The organism is Nocardia sp. CA-084685, from assembly GCF_050955785.1.
Lineage (GTDB): Bacteria > Actinomycetota > Actinomycetes > Mycobacteriales > Mycobacteriaceae > Nocardia.
Map to the genome: position 1 here is coordinate 378,785 of NZ_CP192094.1, position 26,355 is coordinate 405,139.

Here is a 26,355-nt window from a genome sequence, read left to right on the forward strand (position 1 = left end):
TCGGCCAAACCGGGGGCCGACGTCGCCGCGGATGTCGGGCTGGGAAGATGACGTGGTGTCTGAGCCCGAATCCTTTTCGTTCACCGTCGGCGCCCGCTTGGCTGGGCGGCACGGTCGATCGGGCGTGATCAGTACACCGCACGGGGATATCGCGACGCCCGCATTCATTCCGGTCGGCACCAAGGCGACGGTGAAGGCGGTGCTGCCGGAGACCATGAAGGAACTCGGTGCGCAGGCGCTGCTGGCGAATGCCTACCACCTCTACCTGCAGCCCGGACCGGACATCGTGGACGAGGCGGGTGGGCTGAGCAAATTCATGAACTGGCCTGGCCCGACCTTCACCGATAGCGGCGGCTTCCAGGTGATGTCACTGGGTGTCGGCTTCAAGAAGGTGCTGGCCATGGAGGCGGTCGACGTCCGAAGCGATGACGTGATCGCCGCGGGCAAGGAGCGCCTCGCCACCGTCGATGATGACGGTGTCACCTTCCGCTCGCACCTCAACGGCTCGAAACACCGATTCACCCCGGAGGTTTCGATGGGCATCCAGCATCAGCTCGGCGCGGACATTATGTTCGCCTTCGACGAGCTGACCACCCTGCTGAATACCCGGGCCTACCAGGAGAAGTCGCTGCAGCGTACGCACGAATGGGCGCAGCGCTGCATCGATGAGCACGAACGGCTGACCGCCGCGCGCACGCATCGCCCATATCAGGCGCTGTTCGCGGTGATCCAGGGCGCGCAATACGAGGACCTGCGGCGCAAGGCCTGCCGGGAGCTGGAGTCGCTGCGCGGCAGTGCCGGAACAGGTTTCGACGGCTACGGCATCGGCGGTGCTTTGGAAAAGCACAATCTCGGCGCGATCGTCGGCTGGTGCTGCGACGAACTGCCCGAGGACAAGCCGCGGCATATGCTCGGCATCAGCGAACCGGAGGATATGTTCGTCGCGGTGGAGAACGGCGCGGACACCTTCGACTGTGTGAATCCGTCCCGGGTCGCGCGCAATGCCGCGATCTATGTCGCCGAGGGCAGATTCAATATCAATACCGCCCGATTCCGTCGCGACTTCACCCCAATCGACGACACCTGTGACTGCTACACCTGCGCGAACTACACCCGTGCCTATATCCACCACCTGTTCAAGGCCAAGGAGATGCTGGCCTCGACGCTGTGCACAATTCACAACGAGCGCTTCACGATTCGGCTCGTCGACCGAATTCGCGAGAGCATCGAGGGCGGCTATTTCGATGAGTACAAGGCCGAAACCCTCGGTCGCTGGAGCTGTGTCTAATGGCAGCGCCTTCGGCGCTGCGTGTTCGCGGCCCCCTTGGTCTCGCGTCCGAGCCGTCGAGACTCGCGACTTCGTCGCATGCGCTTCGACGGCTCGGACGCGAGACGGGCCGCGAACGGTCGCTCGTAAGACAGTAATGATTGCTGAGTTCCCGTGGTGGCCGTCCTGACTCACCGTAAGACTGGCTTCGGGCCTTCAGCGAGATCTGTCGGTCGACCACCACGGGCACTCAGGTACTCACCGGACGTGGTGTTCGTGACTTCATAGGAGCCTGTTCGCACCAGTCACCCATTACTGTCTTGTCCGCCCGCCCGGCTGGTGTGTGCCGTCCTCAACCCCGGTCGAGAGAAAAGGGCAGGCACATTCCCACCATGACACACGCGGTGATCGAAGTCACCGCCGGCATCGACACCCACAAAGACACTCATACCGCGGCTGCGATCGATGCTGCCGGCCGGACGCTGGGTTCGGGCCAGTTCCCCGCCACCCCCGCCGGATACGCACAGTTGCTGTCGTGGTTACAGACACTGGGCACGCTGGTGCTGGTCGGTATCGAGGGCACCGGCGCCTACGGCGCCGGTGTGGCTCGTTACCTGGCGATCAAGAAGGTGGCGATCGTCGAGATCGACCGGCCCGACCGCAAAACCCGCCGCATGCAGGGCAAATCCGATCCGATCGATGCCCTGGCCGCGGCCCGCGCCGCGTTGGCCGGTGAGCGCACCGGCACACCCAAACAACGCGACGGCCTGGTGGAGGCACTGCGTAACCTGCGCGTCGCACGCCGCAGCGCCGTCGCGCAGCGGTCGGATACCCAACGACAGATCAAGTCGTTGATCATCACCGCGCCCGCGCAGCTGCGCACGCGACTGGCGCCGCTGACCGACAGCGAATTGATCAAAACCTGCCTCACCGCACGTCCGGACATACGCAAGGCCGGTGACCCCGCCCACGCTGTCAAGATCACACTCCGACACCTCGCACGCCGTCACAGCGCGCTGAGCGAGGAAATCACCCAACTCGACGCCACAATCAAACCCATTGTCGCCCAAATCAACTCACCACTACTGCAACTACTCGGTGTCGGCCCCGACATCGCCGGCCAACTGCTGGTCACCGCAGGAGACAACCCCGACCGGATACGCTCCGAAAGCGCGTTCGCGATGCTGGTCGGGACCGCACCACTGCCCGCCTCTTCCGGACGCATCGATCGCCACCGCCTCAACCGAGGAGGCGACCGGCAAGCCAACTCCGCGATCCACCGCATCGTCGTCGTCCGCATGCGCTGGGACCCACGAACCCGCGCCTACACCGAACGCCGCACCCAACAAGGCCTGTCCAAAAAAGACATCATGCGCTGCCTCAAACGACTCGTAACACGCGAGATCTACCACGTCCTCAAAACCCCGAAAACCACCACACCACCCCCGAACACAAACACTTGACATCTATAGGAGCATCTCGCTCCGTTGTGGTTGCGTCGGCGATGGGAGTTTGCGTCTGTGGCGCATGCGCTTTGACGGGCTCGGCTGTGTCCGATGGCTGCGCCTTCGGTGCGGATGTGAGACGGGCCGCGAACGGTCGTTCGTAAGGCTCGCTCCGTTGTGGTTGCGTCGGCGATGGGAGTTTGCGTCTGTGGCGCATGCGCTTTGACGGGCTCGGCGTGTTCAATGACCGCACCTTCGGTGCGGATGCGAGACGGGCGCCGAACGTCGCTGGTGAGCTCGCTCCTTCGTGGTTACGTGAGGAGCGAGCCTACGGCGTCACACGATTCAGCTCAGGAGCGCGGGAGTTTCGCGCGGGGCGTAGCTCGGCTCGTGCTTCTTCAGGAAGGCGATCACCCGATAGGTGATCGGTAGCACGATGACCTCGGCGAGCGTCTTCCAGATGAACCCGACGATCACGTAGTTCACGAACTGTCCCCAGCTATCGATGCCGATCGCGGTGGCCGCGATCGAGCAGAAGATCAGCGTGTCACCGAATTCGCCGACGATCGTGGAACCGATCAACCGCGCCCACAGGTGTTTCTCCTTGGTCTTCTCCTTGATCAGCACCAGCGATGCCGAATTGAGCATCTCGCCGACGAAGTAGCCGGACAACCCTGCGGCGACTAGCTGCGGCGTGGTGCCGATGACGGACCGGAAGGCTTCCTGATTGTCGTAGAAGGTGGCGGCGGGCAGCTCGATGGCGATCTTGAAGCAGACGACCGCGAGCAGCAGGATGGCGAATCCGTAGTAGATGGCCCGGCGGGCGGCCTTGAAGCCGTAGACCTCGCTGAGCACGTCGCCGATGATGTAGGCCAGGGGGAACAGGAACCACGCACCGTCGGTGGAGATCGGCAGGACCTCGATGGGACCCAGTTTCACCGAATGATCGGTGAAGAATTGGACGCCTTTGGTTGCGCAGATATTCGAGATGATCAGCGTCGCGGTGAACAGGGCGACGACGGGGGTGTAGTAGCCCCGCGCGGCGACGGCGAATGCCGGGTGGGCCGCCGCGGGGCCCCCAGATTCAGGGTGTTCTTCGACTGTTTTGGACTCACTCACGCGCTTCATCCAACCAGGTTGTGGAATAGGCTGTAGCAATGACGAATCCCGGCGATTCCGACGAATGGTGGAAACAGTACGGCGGCGAAGGTGTATCGCCGGAGGCTGGCTCCCAGGGGTCGGTACCGCAGTACCCCTCGGCTCCCCAGTACCCTTCCGCGCCGCAGTACCCGCAGCAGCCGGCTCCGACTCCGCCACCACAGCCGCAGTCGCAGTATCCGAGCTACCCACAGCAGCCGGTCGCCGGTCCGCAGCAGCCCTACCCGCAGACTCCCGCCTATCCGAATGCGTACCAGCCGTACGGCTACCCGCAGCAGGCGCAGGGGAATAACGGGCTCGCGATCGGTTCACTGATCGCCTCGATAATCGGGCTGTGCAGTTGCGGTATCGGCGCGATCGTCGGAATCATCCTCGGTGTCATCGCACTGAATCAGATCAAGGAGAGCGGCCAGGGTGGTCGTGGTATGGCCCTGGCCGGAATCTGGATAGGCGCCGGTGCCATCGTGCTCTGGATCGTCTACATCGTGCTGGACGTAGCGCTGACGGCGACGCGCTAGCTTTCGAAAAACATCAGGGGCGCTCCCATTCGGGAGCGCCCCTGATGTTTGCCCGAGGTCTGCGATCAGGACTTGACGACCTGCGTACCGCCGGCGAACTTGTCGTGCCAACCCTGCTTGTTCGGGTCCTGCGAGGTGGTGACGATCATGTAGATGATCAGGCCGAGCTCGGCAAGGCCACCGATGCACGGGATGATGCTGAGGGCGACGTAGAGGTTGCGCTTCAGCGAAACCTCTGGAGTGATCTTCGCCGCGCCGCCGGGGGCGACAACCTTGAGGCCAACGATCTTCTTGCCGAGGGTGGTCCCCTGCGAGGTCTCCATGCCGACGAAGTACCCGAGCAACGCGATCGCGCTGACCAGACCGATCACGATCTGCCCGCCGAGTCCGGAGCCCAGGATAAGCAAGATGATGACGTAAACCGGGATGCCGACGATCAGGTGATCGATGACACGGGCGCCGATGCGGGCTCCGATATCACCGGGCTGTCCGCCGTATCCGTATCCCGGCTGCTCGCCATAGGGCTGCTGGGGGTAGGGCTGCTGCTGGCCGTAGGGATCCTGCGGCGGCTGCCCATACTGGGGCTGACCATAGGGCTGCTGTCCGTATTGGGGCTGCTGCCCGTACTGCGGCGGCTGCTGCCCGTATTGGGGCTGTCCACCCTGCGGGTACTGCTGTCCACCCTGCGGATATTGCTGGCCGCCCGGATGCGGTTGCCCGCCTTGCGGATATTGGTTGGGGTCGTACCCACCGCTTGTCATATATGTGTCCTCGTCAGTGATCAGTAGATCGGTCGATTGCGTACGTTACGGACATCGCGCGGGTTGCAACAACCCATTCTCGTCGAGTATCCACGGTTCCTCGGTCAGATCGGCCGGGTCGAATCGGTCGAGCAGTTCGGCGGGCGAAACCGGGGGATAGCCAAGTGAACTGGCCAGTGCGGCGGCGACCCGGTCAGGTGTGCTGCCGAGGGCGAGCTGATCGGCCAGTGTCACCGCACCGTCGCGTTTGGCCAGTCGCTTGCCTTCGGCGTTGAGCACCAGCGGTACATGTGCGTAGTGCGGAACCGGAATTCGCAGCAGCGTCGCGAGATAGGCCTGGCGCGGTGTCGACGGCAGCAGATCGTCGCCGCGGACCACCTGATCGATACCCTGCTCCGCATCGTCGACGACCACAGCCAGGTTGTACGCCGGAATTCCGTCGCCGCGGCGCAGTACGACATCGTCCACGGGGCCGCGGTATCGCCCGTGCAATTCATCGGTGATCTCGAATTCGCGCACATGCGCACGTAACCGCAGTGCGGCCGGGCGTCCGTCGGCGCGATGCGAGGTTCGCTGCGCCTCGGTCAGATCACGGCAGGTGCCCGGATAGTGGCCGAGCGGTCCGTGCGGTGCGGTCGCGGCCCGCTGGATTTCCCTTCGGGTGCAATAGCACTCGTAAGTGAGTCCGGCCGCGGTGAGCCGATCGATGGCTGCTCGATAGTGCGGCAGTCGGTCGCTCTGCCGCACGACCGGGCCGTCCCAGTCCAGGCCGATCGCGGCGAGGTCCGCCAGTTGGCGCTGTTCGGCGCCTGGCCGGACGCGATCGAGATCATCGATCCGGAGCACGAAGCGGCGTCCGGTCGAGCGCGCGAACAGCCAGGCAAGCATCGCGGTGCGCAGATTTCCGATGTGCAGATCGCCGGACGGGCTCGGGGCGTACCGGCCTGCTCGAGTTCTGGTTACTGGCACGTTTGCCATGCTAGAGGCTTCGGCGCGGGTCACCGTAGCAACAGCCGCGGCTTGAGTCGGTCTTCCGGAATCGCGGTTCCGTTGTCGAGCGCGGTCAAGAGTGCCTCGGCGTGCGCGATCAGACCCGCACGGTCGATTCCATATGGCATATCGCTGTTTCGGTTCGACGGCTCGGTGTCCGGGACGGCCTCATAGGCGCGCAGCCGGCTCACCGCGCGGGTGAGCAGGGTGCGCGCGCCCTTCGGATTCGCACGCTGGATGTGTGTCAGCCCGACCGCATATTGCGCCAGACCCTGCCACAGCATCCTTTCGGCGAACGGCCTGTTCTTCCATGCGGCCTCCAATACCTCGTGCGCGTTGAATGCCAGGCCGTCATCCAGCAGTTGCTGGGCGAACAAGAGGGTTTGCTGGGGCGGCAGATTCAGGTCGTCGGGAATGCGTGGCACACCGACGCTACCGACCGGCATGGGTCGTCCGAACCGGTCGCGGGGGCGGGGATTACGTGCGCGACCTGCCTCGTCGCGCGGGCGTTCGACCATGCTGCCCATCATCCATGGACCACATCGCGGACGTCCAGCCGAGTTCTGCCGATCTTGATTAATTGACCATCACAGAGAAATCACGTCACGAAAAAGTTTGCTGCCCAGCAAACATAGGAATGAATGTCATCTTCCGGCAATACCCCCGCAACTTGGTATCTTCGCAAGATTGGCAATTGCGATGATGGAATGGGCAAGAGATCGGCAAATTCATGATGAACCTGCTAGTGTTTAGCGCGCGGGGGCGACCCCGCGAGGTGAATTCACCTCGAAGAGCAGTGCGATCACGACGCACCGTGAAAGTCGCGCGCTTTGGCAAGGCGCACCGCGGGATTCGGCCTTCCGCGCCGGATGCCGGTGCTAGTTAGAACGATGTCAGAAGAAAATCTCGTTCTCGACGCAGCAAAGGAGCTAGTGCCGTGGAAGTTGACTTGACGGGCGCTGTGTGGCGTAAGAGCACATACAGTGGCCCCGATGGGAACTGCGTGGAAGTCGCATTTCTCGTCGACGGCAACGTGGCGGTCCGCGACACCAAAGACAACGGCTATGGTCCGTTGTTGGCGTTCACGCCAGGCGAGTGGGATGCATTCCTAAACGGAATGTCGTAGGGGAGTTCGGACGCGCCTGAACAACAGGGTAGGTCCGAACCAACAGCACGGCCCCGGGTCGGCACGGACTCGGGGCCTTCGCAGGTGCTCAGCGGCTTTTCTCAGTGGGGTCGACCGTCGGTCTGTTCCTGAGCGGCGCGTAGTACGGCGAGCTGTTTGCGCTCTTCCTCATGCTCGGCCGCCAGGTTGGCGCGCGACTCCTGCCATGCATCGGGGCGGAAGAATCCGCCGGTACCCGGTTTGCCCGCCGAACCCAGCTTGTTCATCTTCTTCGGCACCGTCGCGCCCTGGTAGGTCAGCGGAATCGGATGACCGTGTGCGTCGACCGGACCGAGCGGCTGGTGGATCTCGATGTACTCACCGTGCGGTAGCCGCCGGACGATGCCGGTTTCGATGCCGTGCTCGAGCACCGCGCGGTCGCTACGCTGCAGGCCGAGGCAGATGCGGTAAGCGGCGAAATAGGCCACCGCTGGCAGGGTGAGAATGCCGATGCGGCCGACCCAGGTGGTCGCGTTCAGTGAGACGTCGAATTTGTAGGCGATGATGTCGTTCACGCAGGACAGCGTCAGTACCACGTAGAAGGTGATCGCCATCGCGCCGATCGCGGTACGAACCGGTACGTCGCGCGGGCGCTGCAGCAGGTTGTGGTGCGCGGTGTCCTTGGTCAGGCGCCGTTCGATCCACGGATAGGCGATCAGCATGGCGAAGACCAGGCCCATGATCATCGCGCCCCAGAACGGTGCGGGCACGGTATAGCGTCCCGGATACAGCTCCCACGGTGGGATCAAGCGCATCATGCCGTCGGTCCACATCATGTAGAAGTCCGGCTGGGTGCCCGCCGATACCTTGGCCGGGCTATAGGGGCCGAAGGCCCAGATCGGGTTGATCTGCAGCAGGCCGCCCATGAGTGCGACCACACCGAGTGTGAATGCGAAGAACGCCCCCTGGTCCGCGGCGAAGACCGGCACGATCCGCGCACCGATGACATTGTTCTCGGTGCGACCCGGCCCAGGGAATTGCGTGTGCTTCTGGTACCAGACCAGCGCGACATGTGCCGCGATCAGCGCGAGCATAATGCCGGGGAACAGCAGCACGTGCGCGATGAACAGTCGCGGCAGGATGATCTCGCCCGGATAGTCGCCGCCGAACATCAGCCAGTGCATCCACGTGCCGATGAGCGGAATGCCGAGCGTGATCGACGAGAACGCCGCCCGCAGGCCAGTGCCCGAGAGCAGGTCGTCGGGCAGCGAGTAGCCGAAGTACCCCTCGAACATCGCGAGGATCAGCAGCAGGGAGCCGAGCACCCAGTTGGCCTCGCGCGGCTTGCGGAATGCGCCGGTGAAGAAGATCCGGAACAGGTGCACGATGATGGAGGCCGCGAACAATAGTGCGGCCCAATGGTGGACTTGGCGCACGAATAGACCGCCGCGGACCTCGAAGGAGAGGTTCAGCGCTGTTTCGTACGCGCGGGTCATGGACACCCCGCGCAGCGGCTGGTATGCGCCGTTGTAGGTGACTTCGGCCATCGATGGGTCGAAGTACAGCGTCAGATAGGTACCGGACAGCACCAGAATGATGAAGCTGTAGAGCGCGATCTCGCCGAGTAGGAACGACCAGTGGGTCGGAAAGACCTTGTTGATCGACCGCTTCATGAACGCCGCGGCCTTATATCGCTCGTCGAACGAGTTGGCTTGTTCGCTTGCCCTACGACCTACGTCAACAGCCATGGCCGACACCCCGCTCTGGGTGAGAGGTGGTACATGTTCTACTACAGACGGTAGCAGGGGATCGGTCGGGAATCGATAGGTTTCCCTCAACCGCAATGTGGAACAAGATCATTCAGTTTTTCGATGCTGCTCGCTTCCTCGGGTAACCGGGTGTCATATTGTCGAGTCGTGAGTACGGTGGCCGCCCAGGACGCGACGATGTACTGGCTGTCGAGCCGTACCCGAAATGACCTCTTCATGCTCTATTGCTTCGACGATTCCGGGCGTTCCGGTGGGCCACTGCGCGAGTTCGTCGCGCGGCGCAGTGCCGACATTGCCGATCTGTCGGTCCGGCTGCGCGAGCTGCCCGCAGATCTGGACTATCCGGCATGGGTTCGATGTGAATACCGTGCCGAGCAATTTGTAGAACATTTCCTTCCGGAACCTGATTGGCCGAGTGTGTGTATGGCGCTCGGCAAACTGCTCGGCACCGGAGTGGACGCCGCGGTGCGGCCGTGGCGATTGCATGTGTTCCGTGGGGTTATCGGCGCCCCCGGGGGTGGTGGGCCCGCGATGGTGGTTGTGTTGCAGATGTCGCATGCGTTGGCGGATGGGCGGCGCGGTGCGGAGCTCGCCAGGGCGTTGTTTTCCGATGTCGAGGCGGTTGCGGAGGGCGAGACCGCCGTGCGGGACGAGGCTGTTGCGGTCGAACGGATTGCCGAGGCCGCACCGGTTGCCTCGGTGATCGGTGGCGCGCCGGTTGCTGCGGCGTTGGATTCGGTTGCTCGGGCGGTGGCTGGGCGGGTCGCTCGCCTCGGTCGATGGCTCGCAGCGGCAGCGGTCGAGTCGGCACCGGTGGATCCCATACACGTGCATTCGGTGCTGGCTCTGGTTCGGATGCCGATTCAGTTCGCGCGCACGGCAATTCGCGGGTATCAAGCCTTCCGGGCACAGCGGGAATTGGCCGAATCGACAACTGCGGGAAGGATTCCTGAACCTGGGCCCGGGTTCACGCCGAGTCCGGTGAACCGGGGCGGTTCGCCGGATCGGCATGCTCATCAGGTGCGGATGCTCGTTTGCGATGCCGAACGGATGCGCATTCCGGGCCACACCGTGACCGTGGCCGCGCTGACCGCTGTGTCGATCGCACTGGATCGCTACCTCACGGCGCGAGGTGAACGAGTGGACCGTCTGGGCGTACAGGTGCCGATGGCCTTGTCCGACAACCGGATAGCGGCTCGCAATAACTATCGCAGCCTGAGCGTCGACCTGTTCATCGACGAACCGGACCTACTGGCCCGCGCCGGCAAAATCGCAGCGGCCCTCACCGAGCGCCGAACCCGCGCCCAGCATCCACTGCTGACCGCACAGGACCGCGTAACCGCCGTCATCCCCGCCCGACTACTACGCCGCGACATCGAGCGCTACCCGCTCGACGCCGTCCCCGACTCGATCGCCGGACACACCGTCGTCTCCAGCGTCAACCGCGGACCCGCCGACCTGACCTTCGGCGGCGCCCCCATCCGCTTCACCGGCGGCTTCCCCGCGATCGGCTCGGTGATGCATCTCACGCACGGCGTACATGGCCTCGGCGACACCGTCACCGTCTCGATCCACGCCGACACCGCCGCGCTACCGGACATCGATACCTACGCGAACCTGCTACGCGATGCGCTGAACGAGGTATTCGACTGCGCCACTCGATCCACGACCTGACCTGGCACCGATTGGTGCTGCGCCCCGCCTGGGCCTGCAGATGAATAAACCGGGCCACCTGGATCATGGCCGCGTACGTGTGGATCGGTGCATACAAAAACAGCAGGTCAGATTCGCGCGAACGAATTTGACCTGCTGTTTTGTGGCGGAGGATAGGGGATTTGAACCCCTGAGGGCGTTAACCCAACCCGCGTTCCAGGCGAGCGCCATAGGCCACTAGGCGAATCCTCCGTGCAGCAGCATACCGGGTGCCCCCGGCCGGTCACCAAATTGGGGCCGGTCGCGGTGGGGAAGTCCCAGCTCGGGCCATCTTCGATGCCCCGGTGGTGATCATTGTCGGATCCGCCGGCTACACTTGTGGACGGATCCCGCGCGGCGCGCATCCTGTGAACTCCCCCAGGGCCGGAAGGCAGCAAGGGTCAACGGGCTCTGCCGGGTGCGCGGGGTCCCCTATATTCACTCCAATTCGGAGCAACCGCCGGGTAACGTGAACACGGTCCGCCGGACGTCGAACGCGCTCGGCTGGACCAAGGGTCCGACCCCAGCACGTCGGTTCGGACGTCAATCGCCCCTTCGCTGCTTCGAAAGGCTGCCCAGGATGCCCCGGCAAACGCAGATCGGTTTGATGAGCCCCCCGGAGCTCGTGTCCGAACACGAGACCCAGACCGCGAATTACGCGACGCTCAAGACCGAGAAGCTCACGCTGGATCTGACCAGGGGTAAACCTTCGCCGGAACAACTCGACCTCTCCGCCGAACTGCTCACCCTGCCCGGTCCGGGCGATTTCAAGGACGGTACGGGCACCGACTGCCGCAATTACGGTGGGCTGCACGGTCTCCCGGAATTGCGCGCGATCTTCGGTGAGCTGCTCGGCATCCCGGTCGAGAATCTGATCGCGGGCAATAACGCCAGCCTCGAGTTGATGCACGATGTGATCAGCTACGCATTGCTGTACGGCACACCGGATTCCGAGCGCCGCTGGGTGGCCGAGCCTACGCTGAAGTTCCTGTGTCCGAGTCCCGGCTACGACCGGCATTTCGCGATCACCGAGGCGCTCGGCTTCGAGATGATTCCGGTTCCGATCCGTCATGATGGTCCGGATGTGCACGCCATTGCCGAACTGGTGGCCAACGATCCGCAGATCAAGGGTCTTTGGGCGGTGCCGAACTACTCCAACCCGACCGGCGTCATCTTCTCCGAAGATGTTGTCCAGGAATTGGTTTCGATGCCCACTGCGGCCCCGGACTTCCGCCTGTTCTGGGACAACGCCTACGCGGTGCACCCGCTGACCGATACCGCCGCACCCGTCCTCGATGTGCTCGGCATGGCTGCTGCGGCCGGAAATCCGAACCGCCCCATCGTTTTCGCCTCGACCTCGAAGATCACCTTTGCCGGTGCGGGGGTGAGCTTCCTCGGTGCGTCGACGCCGAACCTGAACTGGTACCTCGACCACGCCTCGAAGAAGAGCATCGGCCCGGACAAGATCAACCAGCTGCGCCACCTGCGATTCTTCAAGGATGCCGATGGTGTGCGGGCGCATATGCAGAAGCATCGCGCCATTCTCGAACCGAAATTCGCCCTGGTACTGAAGATTCTGGAGGATCGGCTCGGCGCGTCCAAGGTGGCGTCCTGGACCGAACCGAAGGGCGGTTACTTCATCAGCCTCGACGTCCTGGAAGGCACCGCAGCCAGGGTGATCGCGCTGGCCAAGGATGCCGGTATCGCGCTCACCGCGGCCGGTTCGGCCTTCCCGTACAAAAACGACCCGGAAGACAAGAACATCCGCATCGCACCCAGTTTCCCGCAGCTGCCGGAACTGGAGAAGGCAATGGACGGTCTGGCCACCTGTGTACTGCTCGCGGCCACCGAGAAGCTGCTGCAGAAATAGTCGGCAAATACCTTGGGCGCGTATCGATTCGATACGCGCCCAAGGTATTTCAAACTTCCAGTAGTGCCCGCAACCGGGCCAGATCGGCGCGATTGGCCCGCCGCATCGCGGCCGCCATGATCGGTGCGGCCACCTTGCCGAACCCGCTGGGTGTTCCGGTGTTGCGCAGGGTCATTCGGGTGCGGTCCGGTCCAGCGTCGGTCCAGGTGTAGGTCGTCTGCATCGGGAACGGGCCCTCAGCGGTGCGCATTACCAGTCGCTCGCCGGGCGCGTACTCGATTACTTCATAGGTATAGACGAGTTGCCTGCCGAGGAACCGCGCGACGAATTCCATGCGTGATCCGACCCGCAGCGGCGGCTCGGTTCGCCATTCGATGCGGTCGATATTGGCGTACCACTGCGGAGCGTTCGACGGATCCCCCGCGAATGTGGCGACCTGCGCCCGCGGTCGCTCGATCACCGCTTCGGTGGAAATGTCGACGGCCACGATCAGCGGGGTTTGTGCGCCAGCACGGCGAACATGGTCACCGATAGGTGGATGTCGCCGGTTTCGGCGCCCCGTTCCAGATCCGCGACGAGCTGATCGCGCTGCGCCTCGGTGATGGAGCCGCGCGCGACCGCCATGGCCGAGATGCGGTTGACCAGCGCACCTGCCCCGACCGTCCGGTCCTGCACCAAGGCGTGCGAGCCGACTTCGTCGATCACCAGGCCCGCCTTGGTCAGTAGTCCGGGTAGCCTGCGGCCGGAAAACGGGTTGGTGGTGGCGGCGATCAGGGTGTCGACGACATCGCGAACCACCTGCCGGTCGCCGGGGTGCACAATCGCCGTGCCCCAGTCGCTGTCCACCACCACGACACGACCGCCCGGCCTGAGCACCCGGGCGATCTCGTTGGCTGCGCGATTCGGTGCCGTCAGGTGCTGGAACACCCGCTCGCAGAGTGCGGCGTCGAAGGTGTTCGCGCCGAACGGCAGCCCGTAGGCGTCGCCGGAATGGAATTTCGCCGTCGAACCGGACTGCAGAGCGCGGCGTTCAGCCGAGGCGAGCAGCTGCGGATCGGGTTCGACGCCGATCGCGGTGCCGGTCGGGCCGACCGCATCCGCGAAGGCGATGACCTCCGTGCCGGTGCCCGATCCGATATCGACCGCACTTTCGCCCGGCTGCAGCGCCAATGCTTCATGTGCCCACGTGCGCAGTCGGCGGATGCCCGGCAGTGCCGCCTGCAGATCCCGCACGTCGACCAACTGATCCTGGCCCGCCCTGTCGAAGCGATCCGGGCGTAACCCCTGTGTATTCATGGGCCCGATTCCGTCTCTTGGTATTGCCGTCGTCTGAGGCATGGCGCTGAGCCTACTTCGGCGCCGACCGCATCGCACGGCAGGTCTGTGATGTCGGTCACGATTCGGGCATACCATCGATCCGGGTCGGCCGGACCGTGTGGCCCAGCTTTTCGAGCGACCTCCAACCAGTCGCTAGCGGCGCCGAGTGAGATGATCGACAGAGTTCGGTACCGGCGAAAGGAAGTCCCGTGACCAAAGCGAACTCCGCGACTGTGAAGCTGTGTCTGGCCCAGGAGCCGGAAGCGGACAAACTCCTTTCCGAGGATCCCTTCGCATTGCTCACCGGCATGCTGCTCGATCAGCAGTTTCCGCTCGAACACGCCTTCCGCGGGCCGAAGAAAATCGCCGACCGCATGGACGGCTTCGATATCCAGCGGATCGCCGACGCCGATACCGAGGCGTTCGAAGAATTGTGTGCGACTCCGCCCGCCATTCATCGCTACGGCCGGTCCATGGCCCGCCGCACCCAGGAACTCGCGCGTTATGTGGTCGAGCATTACGACGGCAAGACCGACCGCATCTGGACCCAGGGCGATCCGGACGGTAAAGAGGTGCTGCGCCGTTTGAAGGACCTGCCCGGCTACGGCGATCAGAAGGCCAGGATCTTCCTCGCACTGCTCGGCAAGCAGCTCGGCGTGCGGCCGAAGGGCTGGGAAGTGGCGGCCGGCGCCTACTCCGAAACGGGCTCGCGGCGCTCGGCCGCCGATATCGTCGACGGCGAATCCCTTGTGGAAGTACGGGCTTTCAAGAAGCAGATGAAAGCCGCGGCCAAGAAGTCCTGAGGTCGCTCCAGGTTTGCCTATTCGAATCTGTCTGCATTTTTCCCTCGTGCTCGATTGAGTTCTCGCCGATGCTTTTCCGTCGGTAGCAACACCTAGATGAGGGAATGCAGTACATGAGGATGAGGAAACTCGCCGTCGTCGCGGCGCTGGTGACAATGACGACCGGTGTGGCCGCGGGCACCTCGGTCGCCGCCCCGGCCGCGACCGAAAGTGACGATAGCGCAATCAATTTCACCGCCGAAGCAGTAGGCGATACATCGATTATCAAGACCGACGCGGGTTCGCTGGCGGTCGAGGGCGATGTCTTCCAGATCAAGGCCGCCGACGGCACCGTGCTCGCGGGCACGCCGCTGCGGTTCAAGATCGACGACTTCGAATTCCCCATCGCCGCGCAGATTTCCGATCGCAGCGCTAGCCTGACTCCGCAAATCGATCGCGAACACGCGGTCTACAAACCGGTCGCGCTGCCCTACGAGGATCAAGCCCCCTGGAAGACCCCATACGACCGTGAGGTCGCGGCCTGGACCCGTCTGACGAGCACCATCTCGGCGGCGGCAACCATCGGCACGCTGGTCGGCGGTCTCATCGGCGGCGCGGCCGGCTGCGTGCTCGGCGGTATCGCCGGTGCCACGGTCGCCTCGGCCACCATCGTCGGTCTGTTCGGTCCGTTCATTCCGGCCGCGGCCATCGGCTGCCTCGGCGGCATCGTCGCCGTCGGCGCACTGGGCACCCTGGCCGGTCAGATTTTTGTCACCGCCCCGGTCGCGATCGGTGCGGCGATCCAGTACTTCACCACCATCAACCAGCCGTTCGCCCCGCCCAAGTAGGTCGCTCGGCATCCGTGGCCTCACCGTCGCCACGGAAAACAGGCCCCGCCCAGTACCTCTCGACTGGGCGGGGCCTTCTTGTTGTGGGGAAGACCGGGCCGATCCGGCTAGCATGCTCAGGCTGCTCAGAGACTCTGGAAGCAGGAGGGGATAGTGATGAACTTCGATATCAAGCGCTTTCTGCGAATCGCACTACTCTTCGCGACGGCGGGGGCCGGCGTGCTGATCGGTGCCGGTACAGCCGCTGCCGACGACTGGCCCTCCAACGGCGGCGGACTCGAGGTCTATGAGACCAAAGACTTCGCGGTCCAATCCGATCCCGACTACTGGAACCCATTTTCCGACCGCAACCGCCTGACCTCGCCATTCGGCACGAGTACCCGGATCGTGTGCACCAGTTTCCATGGCGTACAGCAGGATTGCTGGCAAGCCGACATCGACGGCAATCCGCACAAGCTCAATATCGCTCCGCTCGACCTGCCGTATGCGGGCTCCAGCGGGACCGGCCACTTCGGGCCCAAGCACTACGTCTACCCGGGCTGATCGCACCACGGAGACAGGCCCCGCTCAGTACTGAGCGGGGCCTTCGCGTGTTGGCGGCAAGATCGCGACCAGCCCTTTCATGTCCGCGCATTACTTGCGTTGACATTTAATGCGTGTGCATCTAAATTACCGAACGTGACTATGACAGCTACCCCACCCGACACCCGGATCGCCGCATCTACCGACCACACCCCGGGCCGTTGGGGCCCGAAGTTGTGGGCCGTGCTTTTCGTCGCTGGTCTGGCGATGTTCCTCGACGCACTCGATGTCTCGATGGTCGGCGTCGCGCTGCCGTCCATCGGATCCGAACTGGGACTCGATACCGAGAGCCTGCAATGGATCGTCAACGGCTACATCCTCGGCTACGGCGGCCTGCTGTTGCTCGGTGGCCGAGCCGCCGACCTGCTCGGCCGTCGCCAGGTATTTCTCACCGCCCTGGTGGTTTTCGGACTCGCTTCGCTCGCGGGCGGTCTGGTCGATGACGGTGCGCTGTTGATCGCCAGTCGCATCATCAAGGGCGTCGCCGCCGCATTCACCGCACCCGCCGCGCTCTCGATCATCACCACCACCTTCAAGGAAGGCCGCGACCGCAACCGCGCACTGTCGATCTTCACCGTCTTCGGCGCCACCGGTTACGCCTCCGGCCTGATCGTTTCCGGCCTGCTCACCGGCATCGACTGGCGGCTGACCTTCTACGTCCCGGTGCTGGTCGTCGCGGCCGTGGTGCTCACCGCTTACCTCGTGGTGCCGCGCAACATCGAGAAGGAGCAGGGTCGCATCGACTTCGCAGGTGCCGCACTGTTGACCGGTGGCATGCTGGCCGCCGTCTACACCATCGTCACCGCACCTGAAAAGGGCCTCACCGCAACGGTTGTCGCGACCACGGTAATCGCCGTCGCCCTGCTGAGCGCGTTCTTCGTGGTCGAGAACAAAGTGGCCCACCCGCTGGTGCGGCTGAGTATCTTCAAGGTGAAGTCGATCGTCCGGGCGAATCTGGCCGCGCTGGCCATCTTCGGCTCCTACATCAGCTTCCAGACGATCGTGTCGCTGTACCTGCAGAACACCTTGGGTTGGGAACCGCTGAAGATGGCGCTGGCCCTGGCTCCGACGGGCGTTATCGTGGCGATCCTGTCGCCGGTCGCGGGCAAGCTGATCGACCGCTATGGCACCACACCGATGATCATCGCCTCGATGACCTCGTTCGTGATCGGGTACGTCTGGTTCATCTCCTTCGGCGGTAGCGCCGACCCGACCTACGCCGTGGACTACCTGCCCGCGTTCCTGTTGCTCGGCCTGGGCTTCGCACTCGGCTTCTCGTCGGTCATGGTGCAGGCCACCGAGGGCATCGCCGACCACGAGCAGGGGTTGGCCTCCGGGCTGGTGCAGACCTCCGGTCAGATCGGTGGCGCGGTGGTGCTCGCCGTCGTCACCGGGCTGATCAGCGGTGGCGCCGCCACCAGCATCGGGCAGTACCGGCCGGGTCTGTACCTTGTCACCGTGGTCGCGCTGGTCGGGCTGATCGCCTCGGCCACCGCACTGCTGGCCCGTCGTCAGTTGGTCGCGGAAACGGCGTAACCGAACAGCCCGGGATCGGGCGAGCCAGTCACCCCATGGGGGTCGCCAAAATGCGACCCCCATTCGGCGTTTTCGGGCATATCGTGCGCTGGGCCACAGCTTGATCGGAACATGCTGCGCGGCAAGGATTTCGATGCGAATCACGCATTCGGCGAGGTCGCGCGCCGCTGGCAGGGCTTGGTACACCGCGATTTCGGTGTTAACTTTGATCCCATGTCTTCGAGCCGTCCGACCGCACTGCGGGTCACCTATGTGACCGCCGCACTGGGTCTGCGACTGCCGTTGACTCGCGAACTGTGTTGTTCCTGCTGCAGCTGAGCCGCTCTTTCGGCTCGTGCGCTGCCCAGCCGCCGCACGTGTAGGCATGTCCCGTGGTACGGGACTTCAGCAAGGAATCTTCATATGTCCCTCACCCTTGATCGATCCGCCTCCAGGGTCGTAACTGGTCGTGTCCGTGTCCAGCGCCCTGTCGTCGCGCCGGAACTCCGCATCGCCGACAATCCAGCAGCAGCCGTGCTACGTACCGCGATTGGCGGTCCGGTGTCCCGTGACAATGCCGCGCGCACAACGGGTTTGAGCATCGCCACGGTCAACCGCCAGGTATCCGCACTGTTGGCCGCCGGGCTACTGCGCGAACGCCCCGACCTGACCGCGTCGGGTGCGGTTGGACGTCCGCGAGTTCCGTTCGAAATGGACCACGAGGCCTATCTGACCCTCGGCATCCACATCGGCGCCGCGGTCACCAAGATCGTCGCGGCCGATCTGCGCGGGCGCATCCTCGGCGGGCTGGCCATCGCGACGCCGCAGACCGGTCAGGACTTCGCGACCACGACCGTCGCGCGCAGCGCCAAGGCCTTCCTGCAGCGCTGGCACCGGCGCAAGCCGCTCTGGGCCGGTGTGGCGATCGGTGGCCGGGTCGATGCCGCCACCGGTGTGGTCGATCATCCCAAGTTGGCTTGGCAAGGCGCGCAGGTCGGTTCGGTGCTCGGCGAGGTGCTCGAGCTGCCGGTTTCGGTGGCGCCGCACGTCGAGGCGATGGCGGCGTCGGAGCTGCTGTTGCCGACCGGCGAACCGCGTGGTATCGGCGGCCCGGGCAGCAGCCTGTACTTCTACGTTCGCGAAACCGCCGGTATCGCCGTGACTTTGGACGGCCGGGTGCATACTCCCAGCAGCGGCCCCGGCTCGATCGCGCACTTCCCGACCGGCTCCGATGTCGAATGCACCTGCGGACGGCGCGGCTGCCTCGAGGTGACCGTCGGTGATCGGTCGCTGCACGCCAGAGCCGTTGGGCGCGGGATCATTCCGGCGCACAAAGGCACCGGCGGCACCACCATCGCCGACCTGTACCGCGCCGCCGAGGCAGGTGCGGCGGATGCACAGGAGTTGCTCGCCGAGCGCGCCACCATTCTCGGCCATACCGTGGCGATGGTCCGGGACATGCTCAATCCGGACCGGGTGATCCTCGGTGGCCAGGCCTTCACCGGCTACCGCCCCGCCGTCGCCCATGTCGCCCGCGCCTTCACCCAATCCTCCCAACTCCCACCGACCGATATCCGCATCAGCGGATTCGGTGGCAAGGTGCAGGAATTCGCCGCGGTGGTCACCTCACTGAGCGCCATCTACGCCGATCCGCTCTCCGCCATCCGCCGCACGATGCTCGCAGAGTAGCCCCGCGCATGACAACGTAAGTGGTCCCGCGCGGCGGGTTGGTGGCCGAGGCGGTTCCTGTTGTCCTGCACAGACTCCCCGCCTCGGCAGTCCCGTCAATTGCTGTCGAATGGTTGCCCGACCGTCGTGGCCACGTCGTGTGCCGTATCGACACTCGGACCGACTGCTGTTGTGTTGCAGGGACTTCATTGGCGCCAGTAGTCATATGGTGGTTGGGGCGGGGTGTCGCGCCACCATATGACTACCGTCGATGGGCTGCCCACCTTAGGTGAAAAGACCTTCGAGGGCGGTGATGAAGTAGGGGAAGTGGCCGGCGAAACGTTGCAGGTTGCGGTCGCGTTCGAAGGTGCCGAACCAGTAGAGGCCGGGTTGGGAATCGGCCGCGAGATTCAGGTCGCGGAAGGCGCGGATCCAGTTGTCGGCGCGGCCGCCGATCACCATGAACGGCAGCGCACGCGAGAAGACCAATTCCTGGTCGGCGGGCGGGATCTGGTCGCGGGTAGTCGCGTCCAGGCCACGCTGGAGTGCGCGGATCCTGCCGACGAGTTCGCGGCCCTGGGCGGTGCGGACCGGTAGGAATCGCGGCAGCAGCACGGTCGCGACACCGGCGAGCAGGATGGCGACGCCGACCAGGGCACTGCCCGAAGTGAGCGCCAAGGTGACGGTCGCGGCGATTCCGCCGACGATCAGTGCCCCACCCAACAGGATCGGCAATCCGATGCGGGCTCGGTCGATGAAGGCGCCGCGCTCGACCGCATCGGCGAGCATTGCGCTGCGCACAGTTTGGGACTGCACGCGGCCCGGCGCACGCAATTCACCGACGGTCACCGAATCGGTGCCGTCCGGCAGCAGCGCGCGGTAGACCGCCTTCTCGTAATCGCGCAGTTGGTCATCGGGCGCGTTCACCCGGTCGATGCGCCAATCGGTATCGCTGACCGGCGTGATCCAGATGTACCGGCGCACGGCGAGGTCGATCACCGTCGCCGCGATATCGCTCGGATCGGCATGTTCGTCGAGCAATACGCCTGCCTCGCCGGGCAGAATGCCGTCCGGAGAGGTGAACTGCACCTGCTTACCGTCGCGCAGCAGCGGATCGATCGTCTCCGAACCGGCTGTGGCAGCGGCATTTTCCCGCCTTGTCATGAGCACGTAGGCAGCCATTGCGGCCAGTGCGAGCAGCAGTACACCGAATGCGACGAGCACCGGGGTCGTGAAGGAGAAGGCACCCGCCTCGTTGTTATCGCGAATATCGGCATTGGCGGGCACCGTGCCGGGCGGCATTTGCAAGGTCAGGTCGATATTGTCGCCCTTGCGTAGGTCGGTCTGGCGCCAGTAGAGCACCCCGTCCGCCTCGATCTGCAGATCCGAGCACTGCCGCAGATTGCCGGGCGGACCCAATTTGCAGTCGACCACACCCATTTCGTAGCTCGGGCTGATCAGGGACGCATCGATCGATGCGACATCGGCGTTGATGGTGCCGAGCCAGCGGAAGACCTGGGTGCCCGGCGCGTCGCTGACCGTGTTGTGGATCGCGTAGGTGAAGGTCGATTCACCCGGCTTGGCATCGATAGTGAACAGATCGTTCGCCACCGTCGCGGTGCCGGTGCCCTTGGTATCGACATCGGTGACCTTGAAGACGCGTTCGACGTCGTTGCCGACCTTGAGGCGCAGCGGCAGTGTCATTTTGAAGCCGCTATCGGCGGGGACGGTCACCCTCTCGGTGACCTCGAGCACACCCTCGCGGCTCAGCTTCAGATCCGCGACAATCTCGACGCCATCGGTTGCGGGCTCCGTGTGGGCAAGCGGTGCGGCGGCCAGCATTCCCGCAGCGGCGAGAAGCAGCGCGCTCGCGGCGCCCCCCCGTAAAGTCAGCATGGCTGCCTACTCTAGACAAGTTGCTAAGCTGCGTCAGCAGCCCGGCGCGAGCGACGGGTCCGCAGGCGGTAGCGCAGCGTAACCACGAAGGGCCCCGGGAGCGCCGCAAATTCAACACGGTCGGCGATCATGAGACGAGGGGGTACGGGGGACATGACCCAACCACCGTACGGCTATGGGCCGGTTCCGCCGCGCCCCGGTGCGCCATATGGCCAGCCCGTATATCGTCCCGCGCCGGGATATGGGCAGCCCGGCTACGGCCAGCAGCCGGGTTATCCGTCCGGCTACGGACAGCCCGGTTATGGTCCACCGCCGGGTTATGGCCAGCAGCCCGGTTATCCAGTGCACGGATACGGACAGCGCGCGCCGATGCCCTACGGTCCGCCTGGACGTCCACCGCAGCAGCGCAAGAGCGGCGGCGGATGGATCGCGTTGCTGTTGATCATTGTGGTCGTGGTCGTGGGTGGCCTGGTGCGCGGCGCGATTTCGCACGGCAGGCACAGCAGCACTTCCTCCGGACCCGGCCCGAGCATGACCTACGCCCCGGATTCGAATGGGGGCGTATCGGAGACCGGAACCAACCCGCTGCTGACCGATCCGAACACCACCTTGATCCCGGCGAAGTGCTCGTACTCGACGTGGAGCACCCAGGTGGACACCGCGCGCAAGTTCTTCGAGACCGCCGCGGCCTGCCTGGAATCGGCGTGGAAACCCGTACTGGCACAGAAGAATCTGCCATTCCAGTCGCCGACGCTGAATGTCAGCGCGACCACGGACGGCATCACCACCCCGTGCACCGGCTCCACCAGTAATTTCGCTGCTTTCTACTGCCCGGCGAACAAGACGATCTACATGCCGATCAGCCAGTTGCAGACCGAGCTGTTCAAGGACAACTGGATCGTCTATCTGTCGGTCTTCGCCCACGAATACGGCCACCACGTACAGGCGATGGCCGGAATCCTGCGCAAGGCCAATAGCGATCGCGTCGACGCGGGCGTACGCAGCGACCGCGGTTTGGAGCTCTCGCGCCGAATCGAGTTGCAGGCCAACTGCTTCGACGGCATGTACCTCGGCTCCTCGTCCAATGGCGGTTCGCTGACCACGTCGCAGATCACCCTCGCGCGCCGCGACGCACACGGCCGCGGCGACCAGCGCGGCGATATGCGCGATCATGGGACGGCGGAAAATGGCGGCACATGGTTCGAGATCGGGGTGGACAAAGACCGTGCTGCACAGTGCAATACGTTCACCGCGTCGGCCAATTCGGTGTCGTGAGTAGATGACGCGGCCGCCTCACGGCTATGGTTCGTCGCCCGGATATCAGCCGCCGCCCGGTCATCAACCCGCGCCCGGTCATCAACCCGGGCCTGGGCAGGAGTCCGCACCTGGATATCAGTCCGCGCCCGGTCATCAGTCCGTGCCTGGGCATCACTCAGCGCCTGGGCATCAGCCCGCACCCGGATTTCCATCTGCTCCGGGATATCAAACCGCTCCCGGATATCAGCAACCGCCGGGATATGGTCCGCCACAGGGCTATCCGCCCGGATATCCTTCCCCCTATGCGGCGCCGTACGGTCCGCCGATGCCGTATCAGCGGCCGGGTTATCCGCCGCGTCCGTACCCGCCGCGACGCAGGAGTTCGGGTGCTGGGCTCAGTGCCCTGTTCGGTGTGCTGACGGTCATCGTCGTGGTCGCTGGACTCTTTGTCTCATCGGCGATTTCGGCCGATAACGAGAAGAAGCGCAACCGTCCGTCGACCTACACCCCGCCGACGCCGAGCTACACCTACACTCCGCCGACTTCATCGTCGACCTCCTCGCCAATCCCGACATCGCCCGCCGCGGCGGCCACCAGCCGCGCCGCCGCGCCGACCACGACGAAACCGGCCGGGCCGCAACCGGTCGCGAAGCTCGGGGACAATCCGCTGTTCAGCGATACCGACAACGGGCTGATCAATATCGACTGCGATTATCCGTCCTGGGCCGCTACGGCCGCCGCGGCCCAACGGTTCTTCGAGGCCGCAGCGGCTTGTCTGGACAAGAAGTGGCGGCCCGCTGTGCAGGGGTCGAATCTGCCGTTCTCCAGCCCGAATGTTCGGGCGCCCGCCCGAGCACAGGACGAGTCGTCGCCGTGTACCTCATCCGGTGGCAACTATGCGGCGTTCTACTGTTCTGCGAACCATACGATCTACATGCCGCTCGATCACATCCAGGCCGAGAAGTATGGCAATGATGTGGTGATCTACTTGGCGGTCTTCGCGCACGAGTACGGCCATCACGTGCAGGCGATCTCGGGGATGACACAGCAGATGAACACCGAACGCAGCGCGGCGGGCACCCGCAGCGCGCGCGGGCTGGAGCTGTCACGCCGCATGGAGTTGCAAGCGCAGTGTTTCTCCGGAATGTACGTCGGCACATCGGTCTACGATGGTGCCTTTTCCGATGCGCAAGGGGCCCGTGCCACGAAGGACACGTATGGGCGCGGCGACAAGCAGGGTGACGCGCGCGATCATGGCACCGGGCAGAACGCCGGGGACTGGTTCACGCAGGGCTACAAGGCCGATCGGACATCCCAGTGCAACACCTGGCTGGCATCGGCGGACCAAGTCGCGTAGTTATGCCGTCGGCCGCGTCGTGACCTCGGGCTCAGTAAAGTGCTGTGGCGCTGTTGGTGTTCGTATCAGTGATCGTCACCGTGCGGGTGCCCGAAGTGCCCCTCACCGAAGCGCCGCGGCGCATGTCCGTGCACGCCTTCGGCATACGCGGTCTCCGCATGCAGCACAGAGTCGATGCCCGCGATCTCGTCTTCCTTGCTGACCCGGAATCCGAGGAACCGGTCGATGGTCTTGCCGAGTGCGAACGAGATGGCGAAGGCATACACCGCGACCACCAGCACGCCGACCAACTGCTTGCCGAACTGCGCGAGTCCGCCGCCGTAGAACAGACCCTCGACACCCCCGGTCATCACCTGGTTGGCCAGGAGTCCGATCAGCAGCGTGCCGACGATACCGCCGACGAAGTGCACACCGACCACATCGAGCGAATCGTCATAGCCCGCTTTGAACTTCCAGCCGACCGCGAAGGAACACACCACACCGGCCGCTAGACCGACAATGAGCGCGCCGAGCATATTCACCGAACCGCACGAAGGCGTAATCGCGACCAGACCGGCCACCACACCCGAGGCCGCACCGAAGGTGGTCGGCCGACCGTCGCGGATCTGCTCGACCGCGAGCCAGCCGAGCATGCCAAGACAGCCTGCCACCAGAGTGTTCAGGAATACCGCTGCCGCAATACCATTCGCGGTCAGGGCCGACCCGGCATTGAAACCGAACCAGCCGAACCACAGCAGACCCGCACCGAGCAGCACGAACGGCAGATTGTGTGGACGCATCGCATCGGTCTTGAAGCCGATGCGCGGTCCAAGCACGAGGGCCAGAGCCAGCGCGGAGGCGCCGGAGGCGATCTCCACGACCATGCCACCGGCGTAGTCGAGCGCGCCGAAGGAGGCCAGCCAGCCGTCCGGACCCCACACCCAGTGCGCGATCGGTACATAGACCACAAGTGCCCACAGCGGTACGAAGACCATCCAGCCCGCGAATTTCGCGCGGTCCGCGATCGCGCCGCTGACCAGTGCCGCGGTCAGGATCGCGAAGGTCAGCTGAAAGGTGGCGAACAGCAGTTCCGGAATCGTGCCGTGGACGGAATTCGGATCAATGCCCGCCATCCCGACGTGGTCGAGATTCCCGATCAGACCGCCACCCGCGTCCTTGCCGAATGCCAGGCTGTAACCGGCCACCAGCCACACCACGGTTACCAGCGGGATCGCGATGAAATTCATCATCAGCATGTTGAGTACGCCGGTCGAGCGCACCATCCCGCCGTAGAAAATGGCCAGTGCGGGCGTCATCATCAGCACCAGTGCCGTACTGATGAGCAGCCAGGCGGTGGCCGCGGGATCGATGGTTGAGGACACGGGGTAACTCCTTCCACGCAATGCGTTGCGAAGAAGTTACCGAATGCTCACATCGTCGCTGTTTATCGGCCCAGACAGTCAGCGCCGCGCCTTCTTGGCCAACGCGCGTAGGCCGCGTCGCCCTGGCACCGGCAGGTCATCGCGTTCGGCCATCCATTCGGCGGTGGTGAGCCACCGGCGCTGGATGCGCGCGTCGGCGGTGTCGTGGAAGATCCGGCGGCCGCGGTCGTCGCGCAGGTCGTGGGCGAGGGTGGACCAGCGCGGCGGACGGTCATTCTCGGCGAGATAGTCGCGCAGATAGGTCGCCACGATCGTGCCGATGGTATTGATCGGTCGCAGCGAAACCCGATTGCCGTACTTCGCGGAGTAGAAGCGTCTTGCGGCGCAGAGGGAACCGGGATTGGCATTGGAAGCGATCCAGCCCGCGCGCTGTGCGCGTTCGATCAACCAGAGGTGTTTCACTGCTGTCGGGGCGATCGGGCCGATCCGGTCCCGGATCAGTGCCATCACCGGTTCGGACTGCAGCACATCGCGTCGAGTGGGACCGGTTCCGTGCGCGATCCAGTGGTCCTCGGACAGCCGGGCCAGTATGCGGCCGAAGTCATCGATGCTGCGCTGGGCGCGGCGGCCGAGGCGTTCGATGCGTTCGGCCTCCCTGCGCATCTCGTTCTGCGCCGTGAGGGTGCGGATCGCCGCCATGGTCGGCACCTGGCCACGTTCTAGTAGTTCGAGGATGGCGGCGGCGGTCGACGGATCGGCGGCCGCGGCCACCGGTAGCGAATCGCGTTTGATCGCGAAGTCCTGAGGGCTGATCGCCCGGCTGAGCAGGTCGACGGCGGCATGGTCGTCGGCGAAATCGGTGCTCGAAAGCCAGGCGGCGGCGATGTCGTCACACGACGGCACGGTGGAAGTATCCTCCGGTGAAAGTGGTGTGAGTCGGCGAAAAGCGCCGGAATTCTGGGTTTCAGGTTGTGCCCCGGTCGGGATGAGGGACCGGCCGGGGCCACCAACCTGATGAAGGTTTGGCTACCGAAGTTGCCGATCACCACGGTAGCCAGGCGATTGCGTAGATGTCATGTCGGTTGATTGATTCGTTATCTCCGTTTATGGATCCAGAACCGGGGCGTGAGTACAACTAATCGGCGCGAAGTGCACTGGACGGGCGCCAAAATTCGCCGTTCATCCGTTCTCGATCTT

23 protein-coding genes, 1 tRNA gene and 1 other RNA gene are annotated in these 26,355 nt (G+C 64.4%); 14 read left to right on the forward strand and 11 right to left on the reverse strand.

From position 1 onward, the window contains the following. The first annotated feature begins 31 nt into the window (after positions 1–31). On the forward strand, positions 32–1,288 hold the full coding sequence (gene tgt / locus ACQP2U_RS01685; RefSeq protein ID WP_433713055.1) for a tRNA guanosine(34) transglycosylase Tgt: 1,257 nt from the start codon (positions 32–34) through the stop codon (positions 1,286–1,288). Between the two features lie 371 nt (positions 1,289–1,659). Next, the gene (locus ACQP2U_RS01690) at positions 1,660–2,730 is read left to right on the forward strand and encodes an IS110 family transposase (protein WP_433709920.1); all 1,071 of its coding nucleotides are present in this window, start codon (positions 1,660–1,662) and stop codon (positions 2,728–2,730) included. Between the two features lie 327 nt (positions 2,731–3,057). Here the strand turns inward: ACQP2U_RS01690 and ACQP2U_RS01695 are convergent, their stop codons facing one another. Continuing rightward, positions 3,058–3,840, reverse strand: coding sequence for a queuosine precursor transporter (locus ACQP2U_RS01695; protein WP_397037516.1), 783 nt, complete (start codon positions 3,838–3,840; stop codon positions 3,058–3,060). A 29-nt stretch (positions 3,841–3,869) separates the two neighbouring features. Here ACQP2U_RS01695 and ACQP2U_RS01700 point away from each other — a divergent pair, with 29 nt between their 5' ends. Next, a complete protein-coding gene (locus tag ACQP2U_RS01700; protein ID WP_397037518.1) occupies positions 3,870–4,388 on the forward strand; it encodes a DUF4190 domain-containing protein in 519 nt (172 codons plus the stop codon). Between the two features lie 65 nt (positions 4,389–4,453). Here ACQP2U_RS01700 and ACQP2U_RS01705 read toward each other — a convergent pair whose 3' ends face one another. Genes ACQP2U_RS01705 through ACQP2U_RS01715 form a run of 3 tightly spaced genes read right to left on the reverse strand, consistent with a single transcriptional unit; the run spans position 4,454 to position 6,657 of the window. Continuing rightward, positions 4,454–5,149: an RDD family protein gene (locus tag ACQP2U_RS01705; protein WP_433713056.1), complete on the reverse strand. Its 696-nt coding sequence runs from the start codon at positions 5,147–5,149 to the stop codon at positions 4,454–4,456. Between the two features lie 45 nt (positions 5,150–5,194). Beyond that, positions 5,195–6,127: a tRNA glutamyl-Q(34) synthetase GluQRS gene (gene gluQRS / locus ACQP2U_RS01710; protein WP_433713057.1), complete on the reverse strand. Its 933-nt coding sequence runs from the start codon at positions 6,125–6,127 to the stop codon at positions 5,195–5,197. A gap of 20 nt (positions 6,128–6,147) precedes the next feature. Continuing rightward, positions 6,148–6,657, reverse strand: coding sequence for a DUF309 domain-containing protein (locus ACQP2U_RS01715; RefSeq protein ID WP_433713058.1), 510 nt, complete (start codon positions 6,655–6,657; stop codon positions 6,148–6,150). A gap of 485 nt (positions 6,658–7,142) precedes the next feature. Here ACQP2U_RS01715 and ACQP2U_RS01720 point away from each other — a divergent pair, with 485 nt between their 5' ends. After that, a complete protein-coding gene (locus ACQP2U_RS01720; protein WP_397037763.1) occupies positions 7,143–7,265 on the forward strand; it encodes a DUF397 domain-containing protein in 123 nt (40 codons plus the stop codon). Positions 7,266–7,366: 101 nt separating this feature from the next. Here ACQP2U_RS01720 and qcrB read toward each other — a convergent pair whose 3' ends face one another. Further along, a complete protein-coding gene (qcrB, locus tag ACQP2U_RS01725) occupies positions 7,367–8,992 on the reverse strand; it encodes a cytochrome bc1 complex cytochrome b subunit (RefSeq protein WP_433713059.1) in 1,626 nt (541 codons plus the stop codon). A gap of 168 nt (positions 8,993–9,160) precedes the next feature. Between qcrB and ACQP2U_RS01730 the strand changes: the two genes are divergently transcribed. Further along, a complete protein-coding gene (locus tag ACQP2U_RS01730) occupies positions 9,161–10,687 on the forward strand; it encodes a WS/DGAT domain-containing protein (RefSeq protein WP_433713060.1) in 1,527 nt (508 codons plus the stop codon). A gap of 143 nt (positions 10,688–10,830) precedes the next feature. On the opposite strand, the gene ACQP2U_RS01735 is transcribed toward ACQP2U_RS01730, so the two are convergent. Beyond that, positions 10,831–10,918, reverse strand: a tRNA-Ser gene (locus tag ACQP2U_RS01735). A 129-nt stretch (positions 10,919–11,047) separates the two neighbouring features. Here ACQP2U_RS01735 and ffs point away from each other — a divergent pair. Further along, positions 11,048–11,142, forward strand: an RNA gene (gene ffs / locus ACQP2U_RS01740) — signal recognition particle sRNA small type. Between the two features lie 143 nt (positions 11,143–11,285). Beyond that, on the forward strand, positions 11,286–12,575 hold the full coding sequence (locus ACQP2U_RS01745; RefSeq protein ID WP_433713062.1) for an aminotransferase class I/II-fold pyridoxal phosphate-dependent enzyme: 1,290 nt from the start codon (positions 11,286–11,288) through the stop codon (positions 12,573–12,575). 49 nt (positions 12,576–12,624) lie between these two features. Here the strand turns inward: ACQP2U_RS01745 and ACQP2U_RS01750 are convergent, their stop codons facing one another. Together ACQP2U_RS01750 and ACQP2U_RS01755 are read right to left on the reverse strand one after the other, a co-directional pair. Then, on the reverse strand, positions 12,625–13,062 hold the full coding sequence (locus ACQP2U_RS01750) for an SRPBCC family protein (RefSeq protein ID WP_433713063.1): 438 nt from the start codon (positions 13,060–13,062) through the stop codon (positions 12,625–12,627). A gap of 2 nt (positions 13,063–13,064) precedes the next feature. Then, on the reverse strand, positions 13,065–13,871 hold the full coding sequence (locus ACQP2U_RS01755) for a methyltransferase domain-containing protein (RefSeq protein ID WP_433713064.1): 807 nt from the start codon (positions 13,869–13,871) through the stop codon (positions 13,065–13,067). Positions 13,872–14,101: 230 nt separating this feature from the next. On the opposite strand from ACQP2U_RS01755, the gene ACQP2U_RS01760 reads away from it, so the two are divergent. The 5 genes from ACQP2U_RS01760 to ACQP2U_RS01780 all read left to right on the forward strand — a co-directional run bounded on the left by ACQP2U_RS01760 (position 14,102) and on the right by ACQP2U_RS01780 (position 19,308). Further along, positions 14,102–14,695, forward strand: a complete 594-nt coding sequence (locus tag ACQP2U_RS01760) for an HhH-GPD-type base excision DNA repair protein (RefSeq protein WP_433713065.1) — start codon at positions 14,102–14,104, stop codon at positions 14,693–14,695. A gap of 113 nt (positions 14,696–14,808) precedes the next feature. Next, entirely contained in the window at positions 14,809–15,522 is a 714-nt protein-coding gene (locus ACQP2U_RS01765) for a hypothetical protein (protein ID WP_433713067.1), read from the forward strand. Positions 15,523–15,678: 156 nt separating this feature from the next. After that, positions 15,679–16,065 carry a hypothetical protein gene (locus tag ACQP2U_RS01770; RefSeq protein ID WP_433716327.1) on the forward strand — a complete coding sequence of 129 codons (387 nt, stop codon included), beginning with the start codon at positions 15,679–15,681 and terminating at the stop codon, positions 16,063–16,065. Between the two features lie 141 nt (positions 16,066–16,206). Continuing rightward, positions 16,207–17,640, forward strand: a complete 1,434-nt coding sequence (locus ACQP2U_RS01775) for an MFS transporter (protein ID WP_433716329.1) — start codon at positions 16,207–16,209, stop codon at positions 17,638–17,640. Positions 17,641–18,042: 402 nt separating this feature from the next. Next, the gene (locus tag ACQP2U_RS01780; RefSeq protein WP_433713068.1) at positions 18,043–19,308 is read left to right on the forward strand and encodes an ROK family protein; all 1,266 of its coding nucleotides are present in this window, start codon (positions 18,043–18,045) and stop codon (positions 19,306–19,308) included. A 264-nt stretch (positions 19,309–19,572) separates the two neighbouring features. Here the strand turns inward: ACQP2U_RS01780 and ACQP2U_RS01785 are convergent, their stop codons facing one another. Next, positions 19,573–21,183: a DUF2207 family protein gene (locus tag ACQP2U_RS01785; protein ID WP_433713069.1), complete on the reverse strand. Its 1,611-nt coding sequence runs from the start codon at positions 21,181–21,183 to the stop codon at positions 19,573–19,575. 153 nt (positions 21,184–21,336) lie between these two features. On the opposite strand from ACQP2U_RS01785, the gene ACQP2U_RS01790 reads away from it, so the two are divergent. Together ACQP2U_RS01790 and ACQP2U_RS01795 are read left to right on the forward strand one after the other, a co-directional pair. After that, positions 21,337–22,458: a neutral zinc metallopeptidase gene (locus ACQP2U_RS01790; RefSeq protein ID WP_433713070.1), complete on the forward strand. Its 1,122-nt coding sequence runs from the start codon at positions 21,337–21,339 to the stop codon at positions 22,456–22,458. A 307-nt stretch (positions 22,459–22,765) separates the two neighbouring features. Continuing rightward, complete coding sequence (locus ACQP2U_RS01795) at positions 22,766–23,797, forward strand: neutral zinc metallopeptidase (RefSeq protein ID WP_433713071.1); 1,032 nt, start codon at positions 22,766–22,768, stop codon at positions 23,795–23,797. A 65-nt stretch (positions 23,798–23,862) separates the two neighbouring features. Here ACQP2U_RS01795 and ACQP2U_RS01800 read toward each other — a convergent pair whose 3' ends face one another. Together ACQP2U_RS01800 and ACQP2U_RS01805 are read right to left on the reverse strand one after the other, a co-directional pair. Beyond that, positions 23,863–25,158 carry an ammonium transporter gene (locus ACQP2U_RS01800; RefSeq protein ID WP_433713072.1) on the reverse strand — a complete coding sequence of 432 codons (1,296 nt, stop codon included), beginning with the start codon at positions 25,156–25,158 and terminating at the stop codon, positions 23,863–23,865. A 78-nt stretch (positions 25,159–25,236) separates the two neighbouring features. Further along, a complete protein-coding gene (locus tag ACQP2U_RS01805; protein ID WP_433713073.1) occupies positions 25,237–26,061 on the reverse strand; it encodes a hypothetical protein in 825 nt (274 codons plus the stop codon). Between the last annotated feature and the right edge of the window lie 294 nt (positions 26,062–26,355).